The organism is Allobosea sp. 2KB_26 (assembly GCF_052115715.1).
Lineage (GTDB): Bacteria > Pseudomonadota > Alphaproteobacteria > Rhizobiales > Beijerinckiaceae > Allobosea.
In genome coordinates this window covers 1,187,989-1,211,731 of the sequence record NZ_JBFRHE010000001.1, presented here as the reverse complement: position 1 = coordinate 1,211,731, position 23,743 = coordinate 1,187,989, and the positions used below count along the sequence as shown (strand labels likewise).

Genomic DNA, 23,743 nt, shown 5'->3' with positions numbered 1-23,743 from the left:
GTTGTATGCTCTTCTATGTCGCTGGTCGGCGGACGTCATCAGGCATTTGCCGATCTAATCATACTTTTTGGAGCGCCGATGCGGTCCGATTTCCCGATGGCGGATCCCGCCATAATGCTCGCCCCAGGCGAGGTCGAGATCATTCCCGGCGATCCCGCGACGGGTATGCTGCTGCTCTGCGATCACGCCTCCAACGCGATCCCGCCGGAGCTTGCGTCGCTCGGGTTGCCGCCCGAACAGCTCGAGCGCCATATTGCATACGATATCGGTGCAGCCGGGACGGTGCGCGCCATGGCGCGCGCGACCGGCGCGCCGGCGATTTTGACCAGCTTCTCGCGGCTGCTGATCGATCCCAATCGCGGGCTCGACGATCCGACCCTGGTCATGCGCCTGTCTGATGGCGCAATCGTGCCCGGCAATGCCCGCATCGACGAGCCAGGCATCGCAGCGCGCATCGCCCGCTATTATGCCCCCTATGATGCTGCGATCGACCAGGCCGTCGAGATGGCGATCGCTGCCGGCCACCCGCCGGCGATCGTCTCGGTTCATTCCTTCACGCCCTATTGGAAAACGGTGGCGCGTCCCTGGCATGTCGGCGTGCTGTGGGATCGGGCAGGGGAGCTGGCCCAGCCGCTGATCGCTGCCTTCCAGGCCGAGAGTGATCTCGTCGTCGGGGACAATGAGCCTTACCGCGGCGGCCTGCCGGGAGACACGATCGACCGACATGCCACCCGTCGTGGCTTGCCTGACGCGTTGATCGAGGTCCGGCAGGACCTGATCGCGACGCCGGAGGCTGCGCGGGAATGGGGGCTGCGCCTTGCCCGCATCGTGCCGCCTTGCGTCGCGGCGCTGAATGCTGCCGCGATCGCCTGATGCGACAGCAGGACTGTTGAGCACTTTGTGACAAAGGACGGTTCGTGCTTGACGCCGGCCCCCGATCCGGGCGAACCCCTGCGGCCAAATCTATAGAGAAGGGTTTTGGAATGGACGATCCGGTTCAGGGCGATCAGCTCAAGAGCATCGTGCAGCGCATCGAGCGCCTCGAGGAAGAGAAGAAGACGATCGCCGACGATATCAAGGAGGTCTATGCCGAGGCCAAGGGCAATGGCTATGACGTCAAGGTGCTGCGCAAGGTCGTCGCGCTGCGCAAGCGCGACCTGAACGAGCGCCAGGAAGAGGAAGCCATCCTCGAGCTCTACCTTCAGGCCGTGGGCGAGAGCGCCTGACCTTTCCCTGTGCAAGTATCCCTAACTTGCACATTGCCTCCATACCGTGCCGGGCGCGCGCCCGGCGGTCCTCCACTGAAGCTCGAAGCGGACAAGACAGGACGAGCCTGGCATTCGTGATGCCGGGGTCGCTGCCCGCTTCGACTTTTTTGTATGCGGTCGTCTCATGCGGGCTTTGTCCCGTTTCCTCGACGAAGCATGCCCGGCACCGATTACGCCGACACGTTGCGACCAGTGGAAGCCACTGAGTGTCGAGCCGTCGCGGCAGCGGGTTGCTGCGCTACGATCGCGGCTCACTCAGGTCTATTGTGAAGTGTCCTCACTCCGCTTTCCTGGACCGCTTGAAGCTGAAAAATTCCGGTTCTGCCGTACGGACGGCGGGCCTTCAGCTAGGACCGCTTGGGTATCGCTCACCGGAGCCTTGGAGCAGCTCAATACTTCTCAGGTACCTGAAGCTCTGGCGGCACGGCATTCCGGATGTAATCGGGATGGCGAACGCGGTCGGGCAGTGTGATGTCCTGCTTGGGCACGCTCTCATAGGGGATCTGCGAGAGCAGATGCGCGATACAGTTGAGGCGCGCCCTCTTCTTGTCGACGGCCTGGACAACCCACCAGGGCGCGTGCCGCGTATGAGTGCGGTCGAACATCTCTTCCTTGGCTCGGGTATAGTCCTCCCAGTGGATGCGACTCTCCATATCCATCGGGGAGAGCTTCCATTGCTTGAGCGGATCGGCGATCCGCATCTGGAAGCGGAACTCCTGTTCCTCGTCAGTAATCGAGAACCAGTATTTGATCAGGATGACGCCGGAGCGGACGAGCATGTGCTCGAAATCCGGAACCGAGCGGAAGAACTCCTCCAATTCGTCGGGCGTGCAGAAACCCATGACACGCTCGACGCCGGCGCGATTGTACCAACTGCGGTCGAACAGCACCATTTCACCGGCTGTCGGGAGGTGCGGCACATAGCGCTGAAAATACCATTGATGGCGTTCGCGCTCGGTCGGTGCGGGCAACGCGACGACGCGGCAGATCCGCGGATTGAGACGCTGCGTCACGCGCTTGATCGCGCCGCCCTTGCCAGCCGAGTCTCGTCCTTCGAAGAGCACGACAACCTTGAGCTTCTTGTACTGAATCCAGTCCTGAAGCCGCACGAGTTCGTGCTGCAGGTTGAATAGCTCGCGAAAATAGATCCTCCGGTCCAGTGTCGGACCTCCGGGAGCCAGATTCTCGGCGACGAATTCGTCGATCCGGTCCTCCTCAAGCTGCATCTCCAGCTCCTCGTCGAAGCTATCGGCGATCTCAGCTTTGATCCGATCCAGGTCAGGGGTCATGACGTGCGAACCTTTGACAGTTGTCTTGCGAAACGAGGAGCGCAGGCGCCCAAGCAGGCCATGGTTTTGCCGGGACCTGCGATGACCTCGGCAAAAGCCAAGACGGAAGCCACGCGCGACGACTGCACGACAAAGCCTGCGTCACCCGCTCATGCCCAGCCAGCGTAATCTCGCCGGCTCAAATGACGCTGCGATGACCCGCCTTCGTAGGAGGGCCTTGAGGTCTCGCGGGCCCGGATCGATCCTCCTCCGTCTTCAGCGCGTCGACCATATCGTCCATTCGCTAGCGCTACTCTATCGAAATGCCGTGCCGCCGGACCTCCATGCTCGGGAGAACGGCTGGACACCACAGCCGGTTTGGCTCCCGGATGTTCACGATTCCGGCTGCGCAGGCACAGCCGGCAAGGTCGTGCCGGCACCGAGCGATCTCTGCATCATGACGCTGTCCGACCCTTTTCCATCGCGATAGGCGACGCCGGGCAGGAGGCCCACCTGAACGAAGCCGAAGCGCTCGTGCAGCGCGAGCGAAGCGGTGAGGGGCGTCAAGCCACGGATTCGCACGGTCGAAAACGGTGGCGCTCGCTCTCGACGCCCTCGGCGGTGCGTGCGAAACTGCCCTTGCCCTCCACATTGCCCCGACTTGCCCGCATGCGTCGTCGTTCCTTTCTGGCCGGTTTGGCGTCGTGCGGAGTCACTGCGTTTGCGCAGCCTGTGCACTCGACCGAACGTCTCAAGCATGTCGCGGTCATGATCAGCCTCCCGCTGGACACCCCGATCGTCCAGGCGAGGTTGCAGGAGATCCGACAACGCCTTGCCGAGCGGGGCTGGGTCGAGGGCCAGAACCTGCGCTTGGGCACGCGATTTTCGGGCTCGAGCGAGGCCGAGCTTTCGCGAGCGGCGGCGGAGCTGGTCCGGGAAAATCCCGATATCATCATTGTCAGCTCCAGTGCCGAAACCGCTGCCGTCCTCGCCTTGACCCGGACGACGCCGGTGCTGTTCGGCACGGCCTCCGATCCGGTGGGGAGCGGCTTCGTGCGTTCTCTGGAGCGGCCGGAGGGTAATGCCACGGGTTTCAGCAACAACGACCCCGTCATGGCGGATAAATGGCTGGAATTGCTGACCGAGATTGCGCCCGAGACACGCCGGATCGGCGTGGTATTCAATCCGCGCACGACCCCTGCAGCAGGTGAAACCTATCTCGCACGCCTGCGGGCGGGGGCTGCCCATGTGCGGCTGTCCCTCGGACCGGTGGCGGTGATGGATGCGGTCGGCATCGAGGGTGCGATCGCGGACTTCGCAGGACAGGGCAGTGGTGGCGGCCTGGTGTTCCTGCCCGACAGCTTCACGTTCCGCTACGCCGCGCAATGTGCCAAGGCCAGCGCCCGGCATCGACTGCCTGCCATCTATCCGTTTGACACCTTCACGCGCCAAGGCGGGCTGATGTCCTATACGGGGGGGCGGGACGAGGCGAGCGACCTGATCGCATCCTATAGCGACCTTATCTTGCGCGGTGCGAACGTCGCCGAGTTGCCGGTGCAGTTCTCGCGCAGCTTCGAACTGGTCATCAACGAAATGGCCGCCGCATCCCTGGGATTGAGCGTGCCGCTTTCGCTCCGGATTCGCGCGACACGGATCGTTTCGTGACGCAGGGCGGGACCTCCCGGCCGCGAGGCGCTCTCACCCGCAAGTATGCGGTTTTCGTCGGAGTCGCGATCTGCCTCGCGCTTGGGCTCAACACGGCAATCGCAACCTTCTTCGCCTTCTCGGATCAGAGGGCGCTGGTGGTGCGCGTCCAGCAGGAGCAGGCCCAGGCCGCAGCGCAGCGGATCGGCGCCTTCGTGGCGGAGATCATGCAACACCTGGACTGGATCTCCCAAAGCGGCGCGAGCAACACTCCGCCTGAGGAACGGCGCCTCGACGGCCTGCGGCTGCTGCGGCAGGTTCCGGCCATTCTCGAATTGCGCCAGATCGATCCGGCGGGACGCGAGCAGCTCTCGCTTTCGCGCGTCAGCCGCGACCAAACCGGTGGGGACATCAACTGGTCAACTGATCAGGGTTTCCAGAGCGCCCTGGCGCAGGGCAGCTATTCCAGCGATGTCCAATTCCGGCGCGGCTCCGAACCTTATATGACGCTGCTCAAGCGAGCTGCATCTGCTCCGCATTGGGTTGCACAGGCGACGGTCAACCTCGTCTTCATCCGTGATCTGGTGTCCCGGCTGAAGGTCGGTGAGACCGGCCGCGCGTATATCGTCACGGGTTCCGGGCGGTTGATCGCGCATCCCGATCTGCGCTTCGTACTCAGGAACACCAATCTTGCCGGCCTGGTGAGTGCGCATGAGGCGGCCGGAGCGACTGGCGCCGGACTTTCGATGACGGATATCGAAGGCCGGACAGTGCTCTCCGTGATGTCTGCGGTCCCGGACCTCGACTGGAAGGTGGTGATCGACCTGCCAGAGAGTGAAGCCTTCGCATCGATCAAGGCGTCGCTCCTGCGCTCGCTGGTGCTTCTGGTCCTCGCACTGTCCGCTGCCGTGCTGGCCGGCATCGTCTTGAGCCGGAAACTCGTCGCCCCGATCAAGGCGCTCGGTGACGGCGCCGCGCGGATTGGCCGAGGCGAATTGCACGAGCGGATCAGCATCAACACCGGCGATGAATTGCAACAGCTCGGCGAGCAGTTCAACCTGATGGCTCAGCATCTCGAGGAAAGCCGCGCGGTTCTGGAGGACAAGGTCACGGAGCGTACAGCGGCCCTGGAAGCCGCTCTCGAGCTGGCCTCGGCGGGACAACGGGCGGCAGAAGAGGCGACGCGGGCAAAGTCCCGGTTTCTGGCGGTCGTCGGCCACGATATCCGCACACCGCTCTCGGGCGTACTCGGGGTTCTGGAGCTTCTCGACCGTGGTCGCTTGAGCCAACGCGATCGCCGCCTCGTCGCCATGGCGGCTACCTCGGGCGAGGCCCTGGTCGATCTGGCCAATGCTACGCTTGACTTGTCACGCCTGGAGGCAGGAACCGAAAGCCTGGATCTGCGCAATTTCGAGCTGGGCGCACTCCTGAACGCTGCCGCGGCTCTGATGCGCCCCCTCGCCGAGCAGAAGGGACTTGTCCTGACACTGCGTCTGCTCCCATCCGGCGGCCTGCAGTTGCACGGCGATCCCGGCAAGATCCACCGGATCCTGATCAATCTCTTGCGCAATGCGATCAGTTTCACGGAGCGTGGCGAGATCGAATTCGGCGCTGAGCTCCAGCCTGGGCCATCTGCGGAAAATTCAGAATTGACGCTCACGGTCCGCGACACGGGCATAGGCATCGACCCGGCGATGCAGCGTCACATCTTCCACGACTTTGTGCAGGTCGACCCGGACACGGGGCGGCGCAATGGCGGGGTCGGGTTGGGGTTGGCGATTTGCAGCAAGCTGAGCGAACTGATGGGCGGTACGATTTCCGTCGTCAGCGGTCGCGGGCAAGGCAGCACCTTCATTGTCCGTTTGCCCATGGTTGCGGCCAAGGCCGCCGCCCGGTCCGGGCCTATGGCTACGGCGCAGCTGCAACGCGTGCTCGTGGTTGACGATGATCCTGTGACGCGAGAGGTCGCCCGGGTCATGGTCGGCAAGGCCGGCCATAAGGTGCAGGCCGTGGCCTCCGGCGAAGCTGCCCTGGCAACGCTGCGCAATCGCGCCTTCGACATTGTCTTGCTCGATATGCACATGAGCGGAATCGACGGAATTGAAACCGCGCTTGCGGTCCGCGAGCTGCCGAACATCACGCAACCCCGGATCGTCGCGCTGACGGCCGATGTCTCCCCGGAGACGATGCGGCGGATGCGAGCAGCGGGGCTGACGGCGATCCTGTCCAAGCCCATCACTTCCCTAGCGCTGCTGCAGGTCATAGGGCGCGGGAGCAGCCGCCAAGGTCCGGTCGTGTCCCTCTCAGTGGACCAGCCGGTCGACGCAAGCTTCTTCCAGACCCAGAGTCGACTGATCGGGAGCGAGCGCACGCGACAACTCGTTGCGCTCTTCGCGACGGTATCCGAGACAATCCTGAAGGGGATGCGGGCGGCACTCCGGGCTGTCGACCGGGCTGAGCTCAGCCGATTGGCTCACCAGCTCGCGAGTTCAGCCGGAGCCGTCGGCCTCGGGCGTGTCTTCGCACAAGCCAGCGCGCTGGAGCGCGACGCAATGGCCGCCGATCGCGAGGAGCTTATCCTTGCCATCGAAGCGCTCGACCGCGACCGTAGCGAAGCGCTGGAGACCCTGGACGGGTTTGGGGACAGGACGGCAGTCGAAGCCGCCCGTCAGGTGTTGCGTTCGACTGGCACGCCGAGCTTGTAGCCGATCCCGCTGACGGTCGCGATCATGCCCGGCTTGCCACCATGTCCCAGCTTCCTCCGCAGACGCGCGACCAAGGCATCCACACTTCGGGCGTCGACATCGGTATAGCGGTTGCTGACGACCTCGATCAGATAGTCGCGACTCAAGGGGCGGCCATCGCTTTCGACGAGAGCCGCAAGCAAGTCGAACTCGCCTCGCGTCAGGCGAATGGGATCGCCATTGATGGTCGCGAGCTCACGCCGCAGAAAATCCATGATGAAGGGGCCAAAAGTCGCCGTGGTGCTGCGCCGGGCCACGTCCCGCTCGATTTTGCGGCGCCGCAGCAGGGAGCGGGTTCTGGCGAGAAGATCACGCAGGTCGACGGGCTTGTTGACATAGTGGTCACCGGCAAGCTCGAGACCGACGATCCGATCGATGTCGGCATCGCGACGCGTCACGAAGATGATTCCAGCGTCGGAAACCGATTGAAGCTCCTTTGCCAGCTCGAACCCGTCTCCATCGGGCAAGACGACATCGATGAAGATCAGTTCCGGCTTAAAGCGCTGGATCGTTCGCCTGGCCTGGGAGATGGTCTCCGCCTCCTGGACGTGAAACCCCTGGTCGATGAAATATCCCGCGATGACCGCGCGGGTGACGGGGTCATCTTCGACGATGACGAGCCGCTCGCGGGGTGTCGTATCCATCGGTCCTTGGTCTTCCCTGGCCATCCGAACGTCAACGAGGCCGTGCTACATCATGGAGCGGACGATCCAACAGGGACTGACGCGCTGCAACCTGACTAGGCCCTGATTGTGAACGGCTGTTCGCTTTCCACTCGAAGCGAGGCGGTTTGCCTGCGGATCGTCGGCAACTCGTCCTCGCCCTGCCGGACAGCGTCAGTTCGGGCTTGCGCTTCTTCCATGGCATGGCCGGCAGGGGCAGACCATCTCCAAACGCGGATCACGTGCACGCGAGTGGCAAATCAGCGGAAGGCGTAGTCAGGATCGCCGAGGCGAGCCGTCGCCCAGGCGATGGCTCGGTCGACATGGCTGTCGATTGAATCGGTCACGGTCTGTCGGTCCCGGTGTTGAACGGAAGGGAGAGATGGGGGCGATGGGTTGAGGGATAGGTGCCATTCCATTCTCCATGGTCGGGACGACAGGGAGTTGCGATCAAAGGGCAGGGATCATGGTTTTTCGGAGGGCAAAGCGCCGGTAGGATCAGCGTTTCGGCTGAGCCAGCGCCTTCAGGAGTTCTGCTTCTGCAGCCGGGGCGAGGGGGCCTTCCGCGTTGCGGTCTTGCAGGAAAGCGTCCGCTGCGCTGTCGCCGCTGGCAGGACGATACCCGTCCTCTGACGAGGGAGCGGCTATGACAAGCTCGGTGCGCCAGCGGCCTTTGATGCGGCAATCGATGCCCTTCCAGCGATCGTCGCCCTGCGCGGCGCCGGCGAGCGTATATTCGCGGCAGAGCGTGCCGTCGCCCAATCGATGTGACGAGACCAGCGTGATGCTTCCTCCGGCAGCGCCGTGCGACCATGATGTGGTGCTGCCGCTTGCCGAGCTGCCGAGCGCCGCGTCGAGAGCGGCGCGGGCCGATTGGAACAGGGCGACGCCGCTGGGGCCCGGGTTGCCAGGCGTTTCCGAACCGATCCGATAACCGGCGATCCCGCCGATGAGCAGCGCGAGGCAGGCTGCCAGAGGCAGTTGCCAGCCGGTGCGGCGCGGGAGGGAGCGCGGGGAGACGGCCGGGGCGGGCGCTGCGAGTGTGGCGCCGCCCTCGATCACTGCCAGGCCATGCCGACCGGGCCTGGCTCCGTCGGCGGCGCGGATCGCTGCGAGCAGGTGCGGCGGCACGGCCTGATCGGAGCTGCCGGCGTCCTCCAGCAGCGCCCGGCTTTCCACGAACAGGGCAAAGCGCTCGGCGAGTTCTGGCTCGGCCATGACCCGCGCATGCAGCGCATCGGCCGTGGCCTTCTCGAGTTCGCCGTCGGCCAGGGCCAGCAACATTTCGTCCGAAACCGCGCTCGTCATGATGTCTTGTCCATTCCAAGTTTCGCCGCGAGGCCCTGGCGGGCTCGCGAGAGCCGGCTCATCACCGTGCCGAGCGGGATCGAGAGCTGCTGCGAGGCTTCGCGGTAGCTCTTTCCGTCGACACAGACCATCATCAGCAGTTCGCGATGGGCGGACGGCATGGCTCCCAGCGCCTGTTGAACGGAATCGACGGTCAAGGCGACGTCGCCGACATGTCGGCCGTCTTCCCCGGCGAGATCTAGATGGTCCTCGAGAGCCTCGCTTTGTCCCTCGCTGCGGCGCTTGCGGAGCGAGTCGATCCACAGATTGCGCGCAATCCTGAACAGCCAGGCATCGAGCCGGGTACCGGGCTGCCAGAGCGCCTGCGCCTTGAGGGCCCGCTCGCAAGTTGCCTGGGCGAGATCGTCAGCCTCGCTTGCCGAGCGGGTCAGGGAAAGCGCGAAGCGGCGCAGCCTCGGCAGCAGGGCGACAAGCTCGCTGGCGAAGGCCGAGAGGGGCGGCCCGGCGCCTGCCGGCGCGGCCTTCGGTCCGGTGGAGGCCGTCATATGGAGTTGGACGATGTCCAAAGTCGTATCCTTGTCTTCAGGATCAGCAGGCAAGATCGCGCATCGAGCTACGGCTGCGGCCGGCATTCGAGCAGACCCCAGCCAAAGACAGGGTCGCGGCCCGGCTCCCCGAGATCGGTCGCCTCGCTGGAAAGCGCCGCCACGAGCATCTGTGGTGTCGCGTCCTGATCGGTGGAGCGGCGCTGGGAAAAGGCGACGGAGACCAGTGGCGCGGCGTAGGAGGTTCCCGAACGCAGCTGGCCAGGGCGCAAGGCCTTGTCGGGCATCTGGATACGCACGCCAGGAGCCGCGAAGGCGATGTGTGCGCCGCGATTCGCACGGGCGAAGACCTGGCGGTCGCGGTCGATGGCCGTCACCGCGACCGCCCATGGATAGGCCGCGGGATAGCGCGGCTCGGTGCCCGGCCCGTCATTCCCGGCAGCGGCGACAAGGACTGTGCCGCGCTGCTGCATCACCCGGCCGGCATGGTCGAGCAATGCGTTGGCCGGGCCGGCTAGGCTGAGATTGACGACGGGCACGGACCGTTCCGCCAGACGGTCGAGCGCTGTCACAAGGTCGAGGCTGTCGGCGCTGGCGCCACCCGTACGCCGATGGAAGGCATTGACCGCGATCACTCGCGCCCCGGCCGTGCCCGGTCCGTTCCGGGTCAGCAGGATCGCAATATCGGTGCCGTGCGTGTCGCGAGCCGGCTGGTAATCCGGGGCTCGTACCACCTCGGTCACAATGCCGCTGTTCGACAGGAACGGGTGGTCGGGATCGATTGCAGTGTCGACCATGCCGATCGTGCCATGGGCGCGGCAGGTGCCCTCGATCCGCGCGTCCGGCGTCGTCAGGGAGAAGCAGCGTGCTTCGGGACAGGGGGCCGCGAGACTGCGATAGAGATGGTTGAGGTCGACCAACGCCGAAGGGGCGAGCGAGCGCACCCGCTGCAGCGCACGCGCTGTTGAGAGGCCCCGCGGAACGCGCAGCCGGGCCGACAGGCCGGGCAGCAAGGCGAGCTGCCGCTGTACCATGATCCGAAAGCCGTCACGGCGAAGCCTATCGAGATCGGCTTGGACGAGTCCGCTCGCGACGAGCTCGCGCGCAGACGCTTGTGGCGTGGGCGGCCCCGTCCGACGCGGACGCTGCGGCGCTCGGCCTTCAATGCCGAAGAACCTGAGCAGGTTGAAGGGGCTGGTCCCGGTGCCGCGATAACGCGCGGGGTCGACACCGTCACCGCCGCCGCCCCCGCCTGCGTTGCCACCTCCTGCGCCGCCGCCGGCTCCACCGCCACCGTCCCCGCCATCGTCATCGGCAAGCGCCGCAGGCGCCTGCCATGGCGCACTGCCGGGGCCGGGCAGCGGCGACAGAGCCAGCGCGAGGCCGAGCGCGAGCGCTCTGGCTCGGGGGCGACGCAGGCTGCTCACGCGGCGTGCCCTTCGTGCTGCAGCCTGATTCCGACCCCGACCATCCGGATCGCGTCTTCGGCCGCACGGCGCAGCAGCTTCTCGGTTTCGGCAATGGCTTCTTCCAGTGTGCAGGGACGCTTCAGGATGCTCGCGAAGGCATCGATCCCATGCTCGAAATTGATGCGGACACGACCGCGGCCGATAGTTCCGGCGAGCGCGATGACCGGGATGCCACGCTTCTTGGCCCGGCGAGCAACTTCGGCGGGAATCTTGCCGAACGGCGTCTGCTCGTCGAGACAGCCTTCAGCCGTAATGACGAGGTCAGCCTGAGCCAGCAAGTCATCAAAAGCCAGATATTGCATGACGATGTTGTACCGTGGATGCAGCCTTGCGCCTAGGAGCGCCTGGAGACCGGCGCCCAGCCCGCCCGAGGCGCCACAACCGGGCGCTGTGCTCGTGTCGTCGCCCGTCGCAGCCTGGAGTTGAGCCGCATAGACATGCAGCGCCTGCTCGAGCGCGACCACCTGCTCCGGCGTTGCGCCCTTCTGTGGAGCAAAGACCCGGGCGACTCCGTTGCGGCCGAGCAGGACATTGTGCCAGTTGACCGCCGCATCGATCTGGGTGGTCGCAAGGCGGGGATCCCGGCCGCTCAGGTCGATCTGGGCCAGATCGGCAAGTGCGCCACCGCCCCGGCCGATCGGCTGGCCCGAGGCGTCGAGCAGCCTGATGCCGAGGGCGTTTGCCATTCCGGCGCCGCCGTCATTGATGCCACTGTCGCCGCAGCCGACCAGAATGCGTTCTGCGCCGGCATCGAGCGCGGCCTGGATCAGTTCGCCGACACCATAGCTGGTGGTCAGCATCGGATTGCGCCGATCACGAGGAACAAGTGCGAGCCCGGCGGCGGCGGCCATCTCGACAACGGCCGTCCTCGGGCCGGAACGCCCGAGGAAGCCGAAGAAGGCCTCGACCGGCTCGCCGACGGGGCCCGTGACGGTGAGGTGATGGAGACGACCTCCGGTCGCGGCGACGAGCGCCTTGGTGAAACCTTCTCCTCCGTCGACGAGGGGGGCAAGCAGGGTTTCGGCGTCGGGCATTCCAGTCTTCACGCCAAGCGCGATGGCCGCTGCGACAGCGCTTGCATCCAGGCTTTCCTTGAAACCGGAGGGGGCGATCAGGATCTTGAGGGTCATGTTGGGCTCCTCGAACACGGGGAGGCTTGTGCCTCCCTGTGCCAAACGAAGCCTGTGCGCGCTTATTCCATGCCGGCTCAATAATTTCTGCGGCTGCCCGAGAAGGGCCATTCAACGCAGCAGCGGCAGGCCCATCAGCGGCCAGATGTACGTTGAGAAACCCAGGAGCAGGCCGAAGATTACCGGTAGCAGCACCGCCGATAGCAGCGCCAGGTCGCGTGGCTGATAGGTCGGCCGGTCGAGGCCGGCAAAGAGTGCAACCGGCTTGGCGCTGACAGGCAAGCTCTGGCAGAAGCCGGTTCCCATCACGATGACGAAAGCCAGTGCGCGGACCTCGTACCCCTCTGCAGCGAAAGGCAAGGCGAGCATCGGGATGAGCACCGCGGCGCGGGCCGAGCGTGAGGTGATGACGAGGTGCGAGAGCAGCGCGATGGCACAGATCACCCCAACCAATAGCCATGGTGTCGTCAGCGCTTCACCGGGCAGGAGATCGAGCAGACCCTTGACGATCGCGCCCGCCGCTCCTGTTTCGATCAGCGCGCCACCCATCAGTGTCGTCGCCGCGAGAAACAGGATGAGCTGCCATTCGGTCGCCTGCACGGCCTGTTTCATCGAGACCGGCGCGAGCGGTTGCAGAGTGACTGCGACAGCACCGAACAATGTCACGATCGCGATGTCGATGCCGTGCCAGCCCTGCGTGCTCCAGCCGATCATGACTGTGACAGCGACCGCGAGCACATAGATTTGTGGTCGGGTTAAAGGCGTTCGCTCAGGCGAGCGTCGCTCCAGTGAGCGGCTGCGCTCGGCGCGAGACAGGAACAGCGTGAGAATGGCGATCGTGGCGGCGAGGCTGCACAGCACCGCGAAAGGCAGGCCGAGGACGATCCAGCCGAGATAGTCCAGCCCCGGACGGCCTGCCCTTGTCATCATCTCGACCGCGATCAGATGCGCGCCTGCTCCGATCAGCGATCCGCCTGCCGATAGCAGGATGACGGAGGGAAACAGCAGCGCCAATGCCCGGTTGATACGGCGGTCATCGATCGCCTCGGCCAGCGCCAGATAGACCGGCAACAGCAATGCGGCGCGTCCGGATGTCGAGGGAACGAGGAAGGCGGTGGCAATGATGACGAAGGTCACGGCGAAGAAGAGCGAGGATACGCGCGAGAAGGGCCGCAGCGCCGACAGTGCCAGGCGTTCGGCCAGGCCGGAAGCGCGCAGTGCGGCCGCAATCACGAAGGAACCGATCAGGAGCCAGATCAACTCGCTGCCAAGTGCGAGATAGAGCTGTTCGGTCGGCACCGTGCGGGTCGCGACCAGGGTCGCTGCGGCCGCAAGGGCGATTAGCATGTCGTCGATCGCCGTCATCGTCCAGCCGATGGTGGCCAGGGAGAAGACGATCAGCACGATCCTGGCATCCGCTGCCAATGGGGCTCCGAACCAGATCGACGATGCCGCAGCCGAGGCGAGGGCTATGGCGGCGAAACGGACCAATGTTCCGGGCGCGCTGGTGGGAGCGACGGGGGCACCGGCATGTCGGGACGGCTGAGCCGGCGCGATCATGACGGGAGGAGGAGGGGGGAGGCTGCTCATATCGAGAGAAACGAGTGAGAGCGCGTCTTATTCCCTCAGCTCGGCGCTGCAGTTGCTCAACCCAGCCGGCGTGGCGGAGTTGACCCTGCATAGACAGGGCCGGCGTCAATTTCCTGACGCCGGCCCTGTCCTGTCCTGGCGAAATGTGAGGCTCAGGCAACCAGCTTCAGTTCGGCCTGGGCGGCATTGATCGCCTGCTCACGTGCCTCGGGACCGAAAGCGAGTTTCTCGACGCGAATGAAGGTGACGTCGGTGATGCCCATGAAACCGAACAGCGTGCGCAGATGCGGCTCCTGCGAGTCCATGATCTGGGCGGGGCCGCTGCTATAGAGACCGCCACGGCTCTCGACCACGATCGCGCGCTTGCCGGTCATCAGGCCTTCCGGGCCGGACTCGGTGTAGCGGAAGGTCACACCGGCGCGCAGCACATAGTCGAACCAGGCCTTCAGCGTCGACGAGATGCCGAAATTGTACATCGGCGCGCCGACCACGATGATATCGGCCGCCTTCAATTCCTCGACGAGCGCATCGGACAGCGTACGGGCTTCCACCTGGGCCGGGTTGGCCGGCTCGCCGCCGCGAATGGCGGTTGCGGAATCAAGCGTCAGATGCGGAACCGGGGCCAGGCCGATGTCGCGTTCGACGACCTTCAGGCCAGGGTTCTGGGCGGCGAGGCGGGTGACGGTATCCTGGACGAGCTGCTTTGAAACGGAGGCCGAGCCCAGGGCGCTGCTGTTGAGAACGAGAAGGTTGGACATGGTTGCGATCCTGAAACGGAGGGAATGGCTTCGATGCATTGCAACATAGCGGTTCACTTCACGCACCAGAACGCCCATAGTGGGAACCATACTGTTGCTCTCAGGGGAACACTCTCATGTCGGAGCTCGATGACATCCGTAGCTTCATTGCCGTGGTCGAGACCGGCGGATTCGGGCGCGCGAGCAAGGTGCTCGGTCTGTCGAAGTCGATTGTCAGCCGCCGCATCGCACGGCTCGAAGCCGATCTCGGGACCCGGCTGCTCAGCCGCACGACCCGCGGCATCAGCCCCACGGAGGCCGGGATCGAGTTCAAGGCACGCGGCGAGCGCATCCTTGCGGACCTCGCGGAGGCGCGTGAATCGGTGGCGCAGCAGACGGGTGGCGTTGCCGGGCGACTGCGTCTGTCGATGCCGCTGACCTTCGGAGTGAGCCATGTCGCGCCGGTCCTAGCCGAACTGGCGCATCGCCACCCCAAGCTTGAATTCGATGTCGAGGCCAGCGACCGCTATGTCGATCTGATCGGAGAACGTTTCGATGCAGCGATCCGGATCGGCACCCTCAAGGATTCCAGTCTGGTGGCGCGGCGCATCGCACCGGTCTACGGAGCCGTGGTCGCGAGCCCGGGCTATCTCGAACGCAGGGGGCGCCCCGTCTCGCCGCTCGATCTCACCGAGCATGACTGTCTCATCTATACGGGTACTGCGACGACGGATTGGACCTTCCGGATGAGCAAACGCTGGGTTTCGGTCAGGCCGACCGGTCGGATGCGCTCGGACAGCGGGGAGACCCTGGCGGAATGGGCGGAGGCTGGACTCGGCCTTGCCGTGCTGCCGACCTTCATGCTCACGGACGCGATCAGCAGAGGCGCCCTCGAGCACCTGTTGTTGGACTATCCGATGAAGGAGCAGGGACTTTTCGTCGTGCGCCCGCCGGGCGCCTATGTTCCCGGCAAGGTGCGCGTTCTGATCGATCTCCTGGTCGAGCGTTTCGGAGGCGAGCCGAGCTGGGATCGCTGCCAGATGGCGGCCAAGGCACGCGGATTGTCGTTCGGCGCGGAGGCTGTTTCCGATGATGCCGTTGCGTCGGAAGCCAGGCTGCCTGCACATCAATTGGCGTGATCTTCGGCATCACATGATTTGGCGTTGCATTCCCTGAATGAGCGGCCAGTCTGCACGCGCTCAAAAACGGAGATTGCGATGCTGCTCGTTGGAATGCTGGACAGTCCCTATGTGCGGCGCGCCGCCATTACCGGAACCCTGCTCGGGGTCGAATTCGAGCATCGCTCCGTCTCCGTGTTCCGTCATATGGATGCGTTCCGAGCGATCAATCCAATGATCAAGGCCCCCTCGCTGGTTTGCGACGATGGCACGGTGATCAGCGAGTCGCTGCTGATCATTCAGCATTTCGAGGATGTCGCCGGCCGTTCCCTGCGACCGATCGAAGACGTCGCGCGGGTCCGTGATCTCAGCCTGACCGGCATTGGCATCGTCGCGGCGGACAAGGCCGTCTCGGTGGAATATGAGCGCAAGCGTCCGGAAGCCCAGCGCTACGCGCCCTGGCAGGAGCGCATCGTGACGCAGTTGCACACCGCGCTGGATCTGCTGGATCAGGCGGCCCGGCGCGGTGAACTGGGCTCGGGGCCGGAGCTCGAGCCTGCCGATATCGCCGCTGCCATCGCCTGGGGGTTCTGCCGCTTCGTGATCCCGGAATATGTCGAGGAGAGCCGCTGGCCGGCTCTTGCTGCGCAGGCGCGCGCCTGCGAGGAGCTGGCCGTGTTCAAGGCCTGGCCAATCGACCGGGAGTGAGCACCCGGTACTGCCTGCTCAGTTCTGGACGAAGTTCGTCGGCAGCGGTTTGACCGCAGGGCCGCTGAAGCTGCCGGTCTTGGCGTCGCTCGGATCGGCATGGCTGAAGCCGAGCGAGGCGGCGGGGCCGGGGCCCTGGACCCAGCCAGGTGGCGGGGCGGAGGCGGCCTTGGCGCGCGCGGTCGCAACCGTCACCTTGCGACCCTCGGGCGCGGGACGGCTGACAGCGGCGAAGAGCGAGTCCAGATTCGAACGGTCGGCGTCATATTGCGCAACGATCGGCGTGGGGGCAGGGCTGCCACCGTTGTTCCGCTCGGTCCGGGCAATCACCGTGCTGCCGAGTTGCGGCCGGCTCGGCGGCATCGGATGAGTGATCGTGACCAGCTTGCCTTCCTGCTGGACGGCCGGCGCCGGGTCGGCATCGCTGCCGCGCAACGAGGCCGTGGCGAGGTTGGCGAAGGCGACCGGGCGCGACGGCGGCAGCGGCGCCGCCGTCGGTTTGCCGGCGACGATCGTTTCGACCAGTGTCGTTATTTCGCCGGGTCGGCGCGGCGGCAGCGAGGCGAGGATCAGTTTCTGCTCCTCGCCGGGGCGACCGCCGGGTGCGAGCTGAGGTGCGAAGGCAAGCGCTCCGCCTTGCTGCGGCAGGGCCGCGACCTGGACGGCGCCCTGCTGCGCTGCCGGTGGCGTGAGGCCTCCCGGGCGTGCGATCGGGAGTGGTGCGTCGATCAGCTTCGGCCTGATCTCTTCGGGCGCAGGCGCCGGTGCGAGCGCTGCGACCTGAACCGGCGGCTCGGCCGGGATCGGTGCCTGACGGCTTGGGCGGGTTACACGCGGAGCCGGCTCCGGCGCCGGGGCGGCGACGAGCGATGCGCCGAAGCGCGTGCCGCCATCCTCCGAGCTGCTGTCGGCGTAATTCTGGCGGGCATAGGCCATGACGACGGGTTGCGGCTTCGGCGCCGCAGCACGCCCGCGCTGAGGCCGCGCATCCGCTTCCTCGTCATCGCCACCGAAGAGGGCGGCCCACAGGCTCTTGCGCCCGGATGAGATCACCGCGCCTTCATCGAGATCGGCAGCGGCATAACCAGCCACGGCACCGCCGCGCGCCAGGACATCGGCCTTGGCCAGTTCGTATCCGGCAAGCGGCTGGCCATCGGCCGGCAGATGCACGGTCTTCTCGTCCGGGAAGAGGCGCACCAGCTGGTCGCGCGTCATGCGCGGCCAGGAGCGGACCGAGCCGGCATCGAGATGGACGAATGGCGTATGCGCGCCCGGATAGAAGCCGACGCCGCCGCGTTGCAGCCGCATGCCGGCCTCGCGAATCCTGGCTGTCGGGGTATCCGGCAGGTAGAAGTCCATCGCCTTGCCGAGCGTGTGCTGGCTGTGCTTGGCGACGCCGCGCGAGCGCCGGCGCAACATCGAATTGGTGCCGGGCGAGCGATAGGCTGAGACGACGTGGAAGGGCTGTTCGGAGCCGACGGTGCGCTGAACCTCCCAGGCGACGTCGAACAGCCGCGGGTCCATCTTGATGGGTTCGTCGATGCGCCAGTCGCGCAGAGCCCAGTTCAGCTTCTCCAGGGCTTCGGCGACATAACGTCCGTCACGCTTGAAGGTAACGGTGATCTCCTCCTTGGTGTGCATGTGCCGGATGGAGATCGTGCGCGTGTCGCCATTGGCTACGGCGTTCTGCGTGCCGCGGATGCCGCAGACGAGGGCCGCCAATGCAATGGCAAAAGTCAGTCCGCCACGGAAACCCGGCGTCACGCGCAGCAGAAGCCGTCTCGGCATGGTGGCTGAGGATCTGCTCAAGCTACTCGACCCGTCTCGATGCGCCGGCAAGGAGCTCGGCAAACGTCAACGAACAGTTGCGGAGATGCGTTAACAGCAGGTTAACAAGGGGGTAACCTGTACGCTACGATTCTCTCCACCTAAGCTGGCTAGCTGTGGATCGTGGCGAAAAGGTGCCCGATCCCACATTTCGCCACGATCTCAGCCCCGCTGCTCCAGAGCCTGCCGCACCATGCGGTGGAAGCCGTAGATGTCGTCGAAGGTCACCAGCTTGCCGTCGGGCTGGACTACATGGGTGTTGTAGACGAGGTGGATCTGCAGCGGCTGCGGCAGCCGGATTGTGCGCTCGCCAGAGCCGATCAGCCGTTTCAGGCGCTCTGTCGTCCATTCCGGGCCGAGCACCTGGTCGGCGAGAAGGAAGGGATTGTCGACGCGCACGCAGCCATGGCTGTAGGCCCGGCGATCCGTGGCGAAGAGCCGGCGGTTCGGCGTGTCATGCAGATAGACCGCATGGTCGTTCGGGAACATGAACTTGATCCAGCCCAGCGCGTTGCGCTCGCCCGGCGGCTGGCGCACCGAGATGTTGTTGCCGCGACGGGTCACGACATAGCCGCGCTTGGCGGCATAGTCCGGATCGGCGGCGAGGCCGGGCAGGAATTCCTTCTTCAGGATCGATGGCGGCACGAACCAGGATGGGTTGACCACGACATGGTCCATCCGATGCGAGAAGATCGGCGTCGCCGATTCGGGCTTGCCGACGATGGTCCGGGCGTGGTGCACCACCTTGCCGTCGCGGATCACCCGCATCTGGAATTCCGGCACATTGACCATGATATGGGTCTGGCCCAGATCGGCGGGCAGCCAGCGCCAGCGCTCCATTTGCGCGACGATGTCCTGCTGGGCGCGGTTGGTCGCCGGTGTGCCGAGCGCCGCGATCGTCTGGGCGCTGAGAATGCCGTTGGCGCGCAGGCCGGCCTGCTTCTGGAATTCGGCGACCGCGGTGGCGGTCGAGCGATCGAACACAGCCTCATCGGACGGGCCGAGGCCGAGGCGGGCGCGGATCAGGTGTACGCGCTCGTCGCGCATGCCGAGCTTGAGCGGAGGGCCGGCTGGAATGCGCACCATGGGCGTATCGTCCTGGTGGTGGCGCAGTTCGGCGAGCTTGGCCTTCAGCCGGCGATAGCCCTCATGCGGAGGGTTGTAGGCCGCCAGCACCTTGCCCGGGTCGGGAACGGCCGCGATCTCGGAGAGAACCTCGGTGGCGGAAGGCAAGTACAGTGTCGGCGTGAGCAGCTTGGAAAGCCGGCGCGGGTCGATGCGGGCGCCGCGCGCATCGCGGGCATAGAGCACGGCGAGCGCGGAAAGCCGGACATCGGCCTCGGCGAGGCTGCCCTTGTCGCTGGCCTCGAAAACGGGCAGCGGATAGTCGGTCGGCCGCAGGCCATCTTCGCCTGCGCGGCTCAACTGTGCCACGAGCAGCTTGGCAGCGGCGCTCCAGCCCTTGCCGTCGATCCAGAAGGGACGGTTCTCGAAAGCCTGATAGGCGGCGAGGATTTCGCTGCGCTCGCGTTCCGCGAGGCGCGGCAATGCCAGCGCTTCCGGCGCGCGCTCGGTGATCTCGGCGGCGAGCGCCGGTCCGGGGGGTAGCTCGACCACGACCTTGGGCAGGTCCGGCGGCGCAATCACGGGCTCGGCGGAGCGCAGCGGCGCAGGCCTGGCGGCGGGGGCAAGCGCTGGATCGGAAGGCGGCAGATCAATGGCCGGGATGTCGAGCACTACAGGCTCGTCGAGGTCGACGCCGGGCGTCGTGGCAGGCGTCGGGGGCACCTCGAGCGGAGCAAGCCCGCCCTGTGGCTGGGCCGAGGGGGCAACAGTGCCCGTCACCATCTCCCGCTCGGCGTCCCCGGGCTTGGGGGCGGTCTCGATCGTGACGACAACCTCTGGCAAGACCGGCGGCGTCAGGCTCTCGGGTGGCTTGTCGCTGTTCAGGATCAGCAGTGCCGGCTGCTCGGGCAGGGGAATGCCGAGTTCAGGCTCAGGAGTGCCCTGCGCAAGCGCATATCCGGTGCCGAGGGCCATGGCCAGGACCGATGCGGAGGCAAAGCTCGCCCAGTGGCGACGACGCATGGTCCAATTCCTTATAGCTCTGCCCGATATCCGCGATACCTGCGTGACTCGGCCTGTTTCGACAAGATGCGGGGGTGCAACAGCGGGCATCTTTCAGCTCTACAACGCCTATGCCGCATCCGAGTTCGCGGATGCCTCATCGCCCTCGATCAGCCCGTAATCCTTGAGTTTGCGATAGAGCGTCGAGCGACCGATGCCGAGCTTGCGCGAGACCTCGGACATGTGTCCGCGATAATGCGCCAGGGCGAATTTGATGATCTCGCGCTCGAGCTCTTCGAGCCTTCGGATGTCGGAGCCCGCGACCAAATCGAGCGCATTGGGATCGCGCACCGGCACCTGAATGATGCGCGGCGCCTCGTCGCGCGGCTCGGGGCGGGCGGTTGCGGTCGGCGCGGCCGGGATATGGACTTCAAAGCCTTCCATCTGCGCCGCGATCTGGGGGAATTCGGCGACGGTCAGCTCATCGCCATCCGCGAGCACGACCGCCCGGAACATCGCATTCTCGAGCTGACGGACATTGCCCGGCCAGTCATAGCCATTGATCAGGTTGAGAGCCTCGGGCGAGATCGCCCGCAGTTTCTTGCCCTCTTCGGCAGCGAAGCGGACGAGGAAGCCGCGGGCCAGATCGGCGATGTCCTCCCAGCGTTGCCGCAGTGGCGGCAGCGTGATCGGGAAGACATTGAGGCGGTAGTAGAGATCCTCGCGGAATTCGCCGCGCTTCACCTGATCCAGCAGGCTCTTGTTGGTGGCCGAGATGATCCGGATGTCGACGCGCACCGATTTCTTACCGCCGACGGGGTCGACCTCGCCCTCCTGGATCGCACGCAGGAGCTTGACCTGGGCGTCGAGCGGCAATTCGCCGACTTCGTCGAGGAAGAGCGTGCCGCCATTGGCTTCGACGAACTTGCCGATATGGCGTTCGGTGGCACCGGTGAAGGCGCCCTTTTCGTGGCCGAACAGGATGGATTCGACGAGGTTATGCGGGATTGCGCCGCAGTTCACCGTGACGAAGGGCTTGCCCTTGCGGTCGCTGGAGCCCTGGATCGCGCGCGCCAGCACCTCCTTGCCGACGCCGGATTCGCCCTCGATGAGGATCGGGATGTTCGATTTCGCGGCGCGTTCGGCCAGTCCGATGACGCGGCCCATATCCGGGCTCTTGGTGGCGAGGTCGCGGAAGCCGAGCTGCCCTGAGGCGCGGCGCTTGAGATAGCGCAGTTCATGTTCGAGCGCGCCGAGCTTCAGCGCGTTCTTGATCGATATCTGCAGCCGCTCTGCGCCGACCGGCTTGACCACGAAGTCGACGGCCCCGGCGCGCATGGCCGAGACCACGGTTTCGATCGAGCCATTGGCGGTCTGCACGATGACCGGGGTGTCGATGCCGCGCTCACGCAGGCGGGAGAGCACGCCCATGCCGTCGAGATTGGGCATGACCAGGTCGAGGACCACCGCGTCGAAGGCCCCGGTCTCGCCATTGCCGAGCAGGGCAAGCGCCTCGTCGCCGCTCTCGGTCACGACGACGTCGTAGCCGAAGCGCTTGAGCATGGCGTCGAGCAGTCGGCGCTGAACGGGGTCGTCATCAACGACGAGAACGGTGGTTGTCATGAAACCTCGATGCCGGTCGCTGCAGAATCAGTGTTCCGTTTCGGGGCACTGTCATCCAGAACGGTTAAGCCGCTCTTAAGCGCCGCCGGCCGGCGGCGGCGTTGATCGCGCGGCCTTGTCCGCGCATATGGGTATGGATGGTTTTGCCAGCGAGGTGCCTTTGACATGACGATTGCTTTCGACGGGACGATCTCCGCCAACGTCGCAAGAAGCGCGGCGAGCAGCGCCGCCAAGACCGCGAAGGCGCTGGGCAAGCTGCCGGAATGGGATCTCAGCCATCTCTACCCGTCGATGGATTCGCCCGAATTCAGCGCCGATCTCGACCGCGCGCTGGCTGACTCGCAGCGCTTCGCCGCACTCTATCGCGGCAAGCTGGCCGAACTCGCCGCCGGTGACGATGCGAGCGCGACACTCGCGGAGGCCGTGCGTGCCTATGAGCAGCTGGAAGACCTGCTCGGCAAGATCATGTCTTATGCCGGCCTCGTCTACTCCGGCGACACCACCGATCCGAAACGCGCCAAGTTCTATGGTGACGCCCAGGACCGGATGACGACCGCCTCGACCGAGCTGCTGTTCTTCGGGCTCGAGCTCAACCGCCTCGACGAGGCGCTGCTGGCGAAGGTCGCGGCCGAACCGCCGCTGAGCCATTGGCAACCCTGGATCGAGGATCTCGCCAAGGACAAGCCGCACCAGCTTGAAGACCGGATCGAGGAACTGTTCCACGAGAAGTCGGTGACCGGGCGTGGTGCCTGGAACCGGCTCTTCGACGAGACTGTCGCCTCGCTGCGCTTCACGGTGAATGGCGAGGAGCTGACGCTCGAGCTCACCCTGAACAAGCTGCAGGATGCCGATGGCGCAGTGCGCAAAGCCGCCGCCGAAGCGCTGGGCGCAGTGCTGCGCGGCAATTTGCGCACATTCTCGCTGATCACCAACACCCTCGCCAAGGACAAGGAAATCTCCGACCGCTGGCGCAAATTCGAGGATGTCGCCGATTCGCGGCACCTGGCGAATCGGGTCGAGCGCGAGGTGGTTGATGCTCTGGTTGCAGCCGTGCGCGAGGCCTATCCGCGCCTGTCGCACCGCTACTACAAGCTGAAGGCACGCTGGTTTGGCCGCGAGGCTCTCGATTACTGGGACCGCAACGCGCCGTTGCCGAAGGTCGAGCAGCGCACGATTCCCTGGACCGAGGCGCGCGACACCGTTCTCGACGCCTATGGCGCCTTTTCACCTGAGATGGCCGGCATTGCCCGGCGCTTCTTTGATGAAGGCTGGATCGATGCGCCGGCCCGGCCGGGCAAGGCGCCAGGGGCCTTCGCGCACCCCACCGTGCCGTCGGTCCACCCCTATGTGCTGCTGAACTACCAGGGCAAGCCGCGCGACGTGATGACACTCGCCCATGAGCTCGGGCATGGCGTGCATCAGGTTCTGGCAGCGCCGAATGGGGCGTTGATGGCGCCGACGCCACTGACCCTGGCGGAGACGGCAAGCGTCTTCGGGGAGATGCTCACGTTCCGCAAGCTGCTCGACGGAACCACCGATCCGAAGCAGCGCAAGGCGATGCTGGCCGCCAAGGTCGAGGACATGATCAATACGGTCGTGCGCCAGATTGCGTTCTACTCCTTCGAACGCAAGGTGCATGAGGCGCGCAAGGCAGGCGAGCTGACGGCGGACCAGCTTTGCGAACTCTGGATGAGCGTGCAGGCGGAAAGTCTTGGGCCGGCGATCACGCTCGGACCGGGCTATGAGCCGTTCTGGGCCTATATCCCGCATTTCATTCATTCGCCCTTCTATGTCTACGCCTATGCCTTCGGGGATTGCCTGGTGAACTCGCTTTACGGGGTCTATCAGAACTCGGCCGGGGGCTTTCAGGAGCGCTATTTCGCCTTGCTCTCGGCGGGCGGAACCAAGCACCACTCCGAGCTTCTGAAGCCGTTTGGTCTCGATGCACGCGATCCTGCTTTCTGGCAGATCGGCCTCACCATGATCGAGGGGCTGATCATCGAGCTGGAAGGAATGGCGTGAGGCCGCAATAGCG

18 protein-coding genes and 1 pseudogene are annotated in these 23,743 nt (G+C 65.4%); 7 read left to right on the top strand and 12 right to left on the bottom strand.

Translation table 11 applies throughout. The annotated features are described in order from the left end of the window. The first annotated feature begins 78 nt into the window (after positions 1-78). Complete coding sequence (locus AB4099_RS05910) at positions 79-873, top strand: N-formylglutamate amidohydrolase (protein WP_441477371.1); 795 nt, start codon at positions 79-81, stop codon at positions 871-873. A 110-nt stretch (positions 874-983) separates the two neighbouring features. Then, a complete protein-coding gene (locus AB4099_RS05905; protein WP_043233170.1) occupies positions 984-1,226 on the top strand; it encodes a DUF2312 domain-containing protein in 243 nt (80 codons plus the stop codon). Positions 1,227-1,657: 431 nt separating this feature from the next. Here AB4099_RS05905 and ppk2 read toward each other — a convergent pair whose 3' ends face one another. Together ppk2 and AB4099_RS05895 are read right to left on the bottom strand one after the other, a co-directional pair. Continuing rightward, entirely contained in the window at positions 1,658-2,557 is a 900-nt protein-coding gene (gene ppk2 / locus AB4099_RS05900) for a polyphosphate kinase 2 (protein ID WP_113511080.1), read from the bottom strand. 372 nt (positions 2,558-2,929) lie between these two features. After that, a pseudogene (locus tag AB4099_RS05895) lies at positions 2,930-3,088 on the bottom strand (N-acetyltransferase family protein); the annotation flags it as partial. Between the two features lie 117 nt (positions 3,089-3,205). On the opposite strand from AB4099_RS05895, the gene AB4099_RS05890 reads away from it, so the two are divergent. Both AB4099_RS05890 and AB4099_RS05885 read left to right on the top strand, forming a co-directional pair. Beyond that, positions 3,206-4,201: an ABC transporter substrate-binding protein gene (locus tag AB4099_RS05890; protein WP_441477677.1), complete on the top strand. Its 996-nt coding sequence runs from the start codon at positions 3,206-3,208 to the stop codon at positions 4,199-4,201. Next, entirely contained in the window at positions 4,198-6,885 is a 2,688-nt protein-coding gene (locus AB4099_RS05885; RefSeq protein WP_441477370.1) for an ATP-binding protein, read from the top strand. The genes AB4099_RS05890 and AB4099_RS05885 overlap by 4 nt, the downstream gene beginning before the upstream one ends. On the opposite strand, the gene AB4099_RS05880 is transcribed toward AB4099_RS05885, so the two are convergent. From AB4099_RS05880 to AB4099_RS05850, 7 genes are all read right to left on the bottom strand, one after another. Continuing rightward, positions 6,849-7,568 carry a response regulator gene (locus AB4099_RS05880; RefSeq protein ID WP_441477369.1) on the bottom strand — a complete coding sequence of 240 codons (720 nt, stop codon included), beginning with the start codon at positions 7,566-7,568 and terminating at the stop codon, positions 6,849-6,851. The genes AB4099_RS05885 and AB4099_RS05880 overlap by 37 nt on opposite strands. A gap of 516 nt (positions 7,569-8,084) precedes the next feature. Further along, positions 8,085-8,894: an anti-sigma factor family protein gene (locus AB4099_RS05875; RefSeq protein ID WP_113511084.1), complete on the bottom strand. Its 810-nt coding sequence runs from the start codon at positions 8,892-8,894 to the stop codon at positions 8,085-8,087. Then, the gene (locus tag AB4099_RS05870; RefSeq protein WP_441477368.1) at positions 8,891-9,460 is read right to left on the bottom strand and encodes an RNA polymerase sigma factor; all 570 of its coding nucleotides are present in this window, start codon (positions 9,458-9,460) and stop codon (positions 8,891-8,893) included. Before AB4099_RS05870 ends, AB4099_RS05875 begins: the two co-directional genes overlap by 4 nt. 47 nt (positions 9,461-9,507) lie before the next feature. Further along, positions 9,508-10,866, bottom strand: coding sequence for a S8 family serine peptidase (locus AB4099_RS05865; RefSeq protein WP_441477367.1), 1,359 nt, complete (start codon positions 10,864-10,866; stop codon positions 9,508-9,510). Continuing rightward, positions 10,863-12,038, bottom strand: a complete 1,176-nt coding sequence (locus AB4099_RS05860) for a glycerate kinase family protein (protein WP_441477366.1) — start codon at positions 12,036-12,038, stop codon at positions 10,863-10,865. Before AB4099_RS05860 ends, AB4099_RS05865 begins: the two co-directional genes overlap by 4 nt. 111 nt (positions 12,039-12,149) lie before the next feature. Continuing rightward, positions 12,150-13,463 carry an SLC13 family permease gene (locus AB4099_RS05855; protein WP_441477365.1) on the bottom strand — a complete coding sequence of 438 codons (1,314 nt, stop codon included), beginning with the start codon at positions 13,461-13,463 and terminating at the stop codon, positions 12,150-12,152. 317 nt (positions 13,464-13,780) lie between these two features. Beyond that, the gene (locus AB4099_RS05850) at positions 13,781-14,386 is read right to left on the bottom strand and encodes an FMN-dependent NADH-azoreductase (protein ID WP_441477364.1); all 606 of its coding nucleotides are present in this window, start codon (positions 14,384-14,386) and stop codon (positions 13,781-13,783) included. A gap of 116 nt (positions 14,387-14,502) precedes the next feature. On the opposite strand from AB4099_RS05850, the gene AB4099_RS05845 reads away from it, so the two are divergent. Both AB4099_RS05845 and AB4099_RS05840 read left to right on the top strand, forming a co-directional pair. Further along, on the top strand, positions 14,503-15,504 hold the full coding sequence (locus AB4099_RS05845; RefSeq protein ID WP_441477363.1) for a LysR family transcriptional regulator: 1,002 nt from the start codon (positions 14,503-14,505) through the stop codon (positions 15,502-15,504). Between the two features lie 78 nt (positions 15,505-15,582). Continuing rightward, positions 15,583-16,191 carry a glutathione S-transferase family protein gene (locus AB4099_RS05840; protein WP_113519343.1) on the top strand — a complete coding sequence of 203 codons (609 nt, stop codon included), beginning with the start codon at positions 15,583-15,585 and terminating at the stop codon, positions 16,189-16,191. 18 nt (positions 16,192-16,209) lie between these two features. Here the strand turns inward: AB4099_RS05840 and AB4099_RS05835 are convergent, their stop codons facing one another. From AB4099_RS05835 to AB4099_RS05825, 3 genes are all read right to left on the bottom strand, one after another. Then, a complete protein-coding gene (locus tag AB4099_RS05835) occupies positions 16,210-17,979 on the bottom strand; it encodes a peptidoglycan L,D-endopeptidase MepK (RefSeq protein WP_441477362.1) in 1,770 nt (589 codons plus the stop codon). Positions 17,980-18,180: 201 nt separating this feature from the next. Beyond that, positions 18,181-20,106 carry a L,D-transpeptidase family protein gene (locus AB4099_RS05830; protein ID WP_441477361.1) on the bottom strand — a complete coding sequence of 642 codons (1,926 nt, stop codon included), beginning with the start codon at positions 20,104-20,106 and terminating at the stop codon, positions 18,181-18,183. Positions 20,107-20,214: 108 nt separating this feature from the next. Continuing rightward, positions 20,215-21,708 (bottom strand): sigma-54-dependent transcriptional regulator, encoded by a 1,494-nt coding sequence (locus AB4099_RS05825; protein WP_441477360.1) that lies wholly within the window; start codon positions 21,706-21,708, stop codon positions 20,215-20,217. Between the two features lie 165 nt (positions 21,709-21,873). Here AB4099_RS05825 and AB4099_RS05820 point away from each other — a divergent pair, with 165 nt between their 5' ends. Continuing rightward, entirely contained in the window at positions 21,874-23,730 is a 1,857-nt protein-coding gene (locus AB4099_RS05820; protein WP_441477359.1) for a M3 family oligoendopeptidase, read from the top strand. The last annotated feature ends 13 nt before the right edge of the window (positions 23,731-23,743 follow it).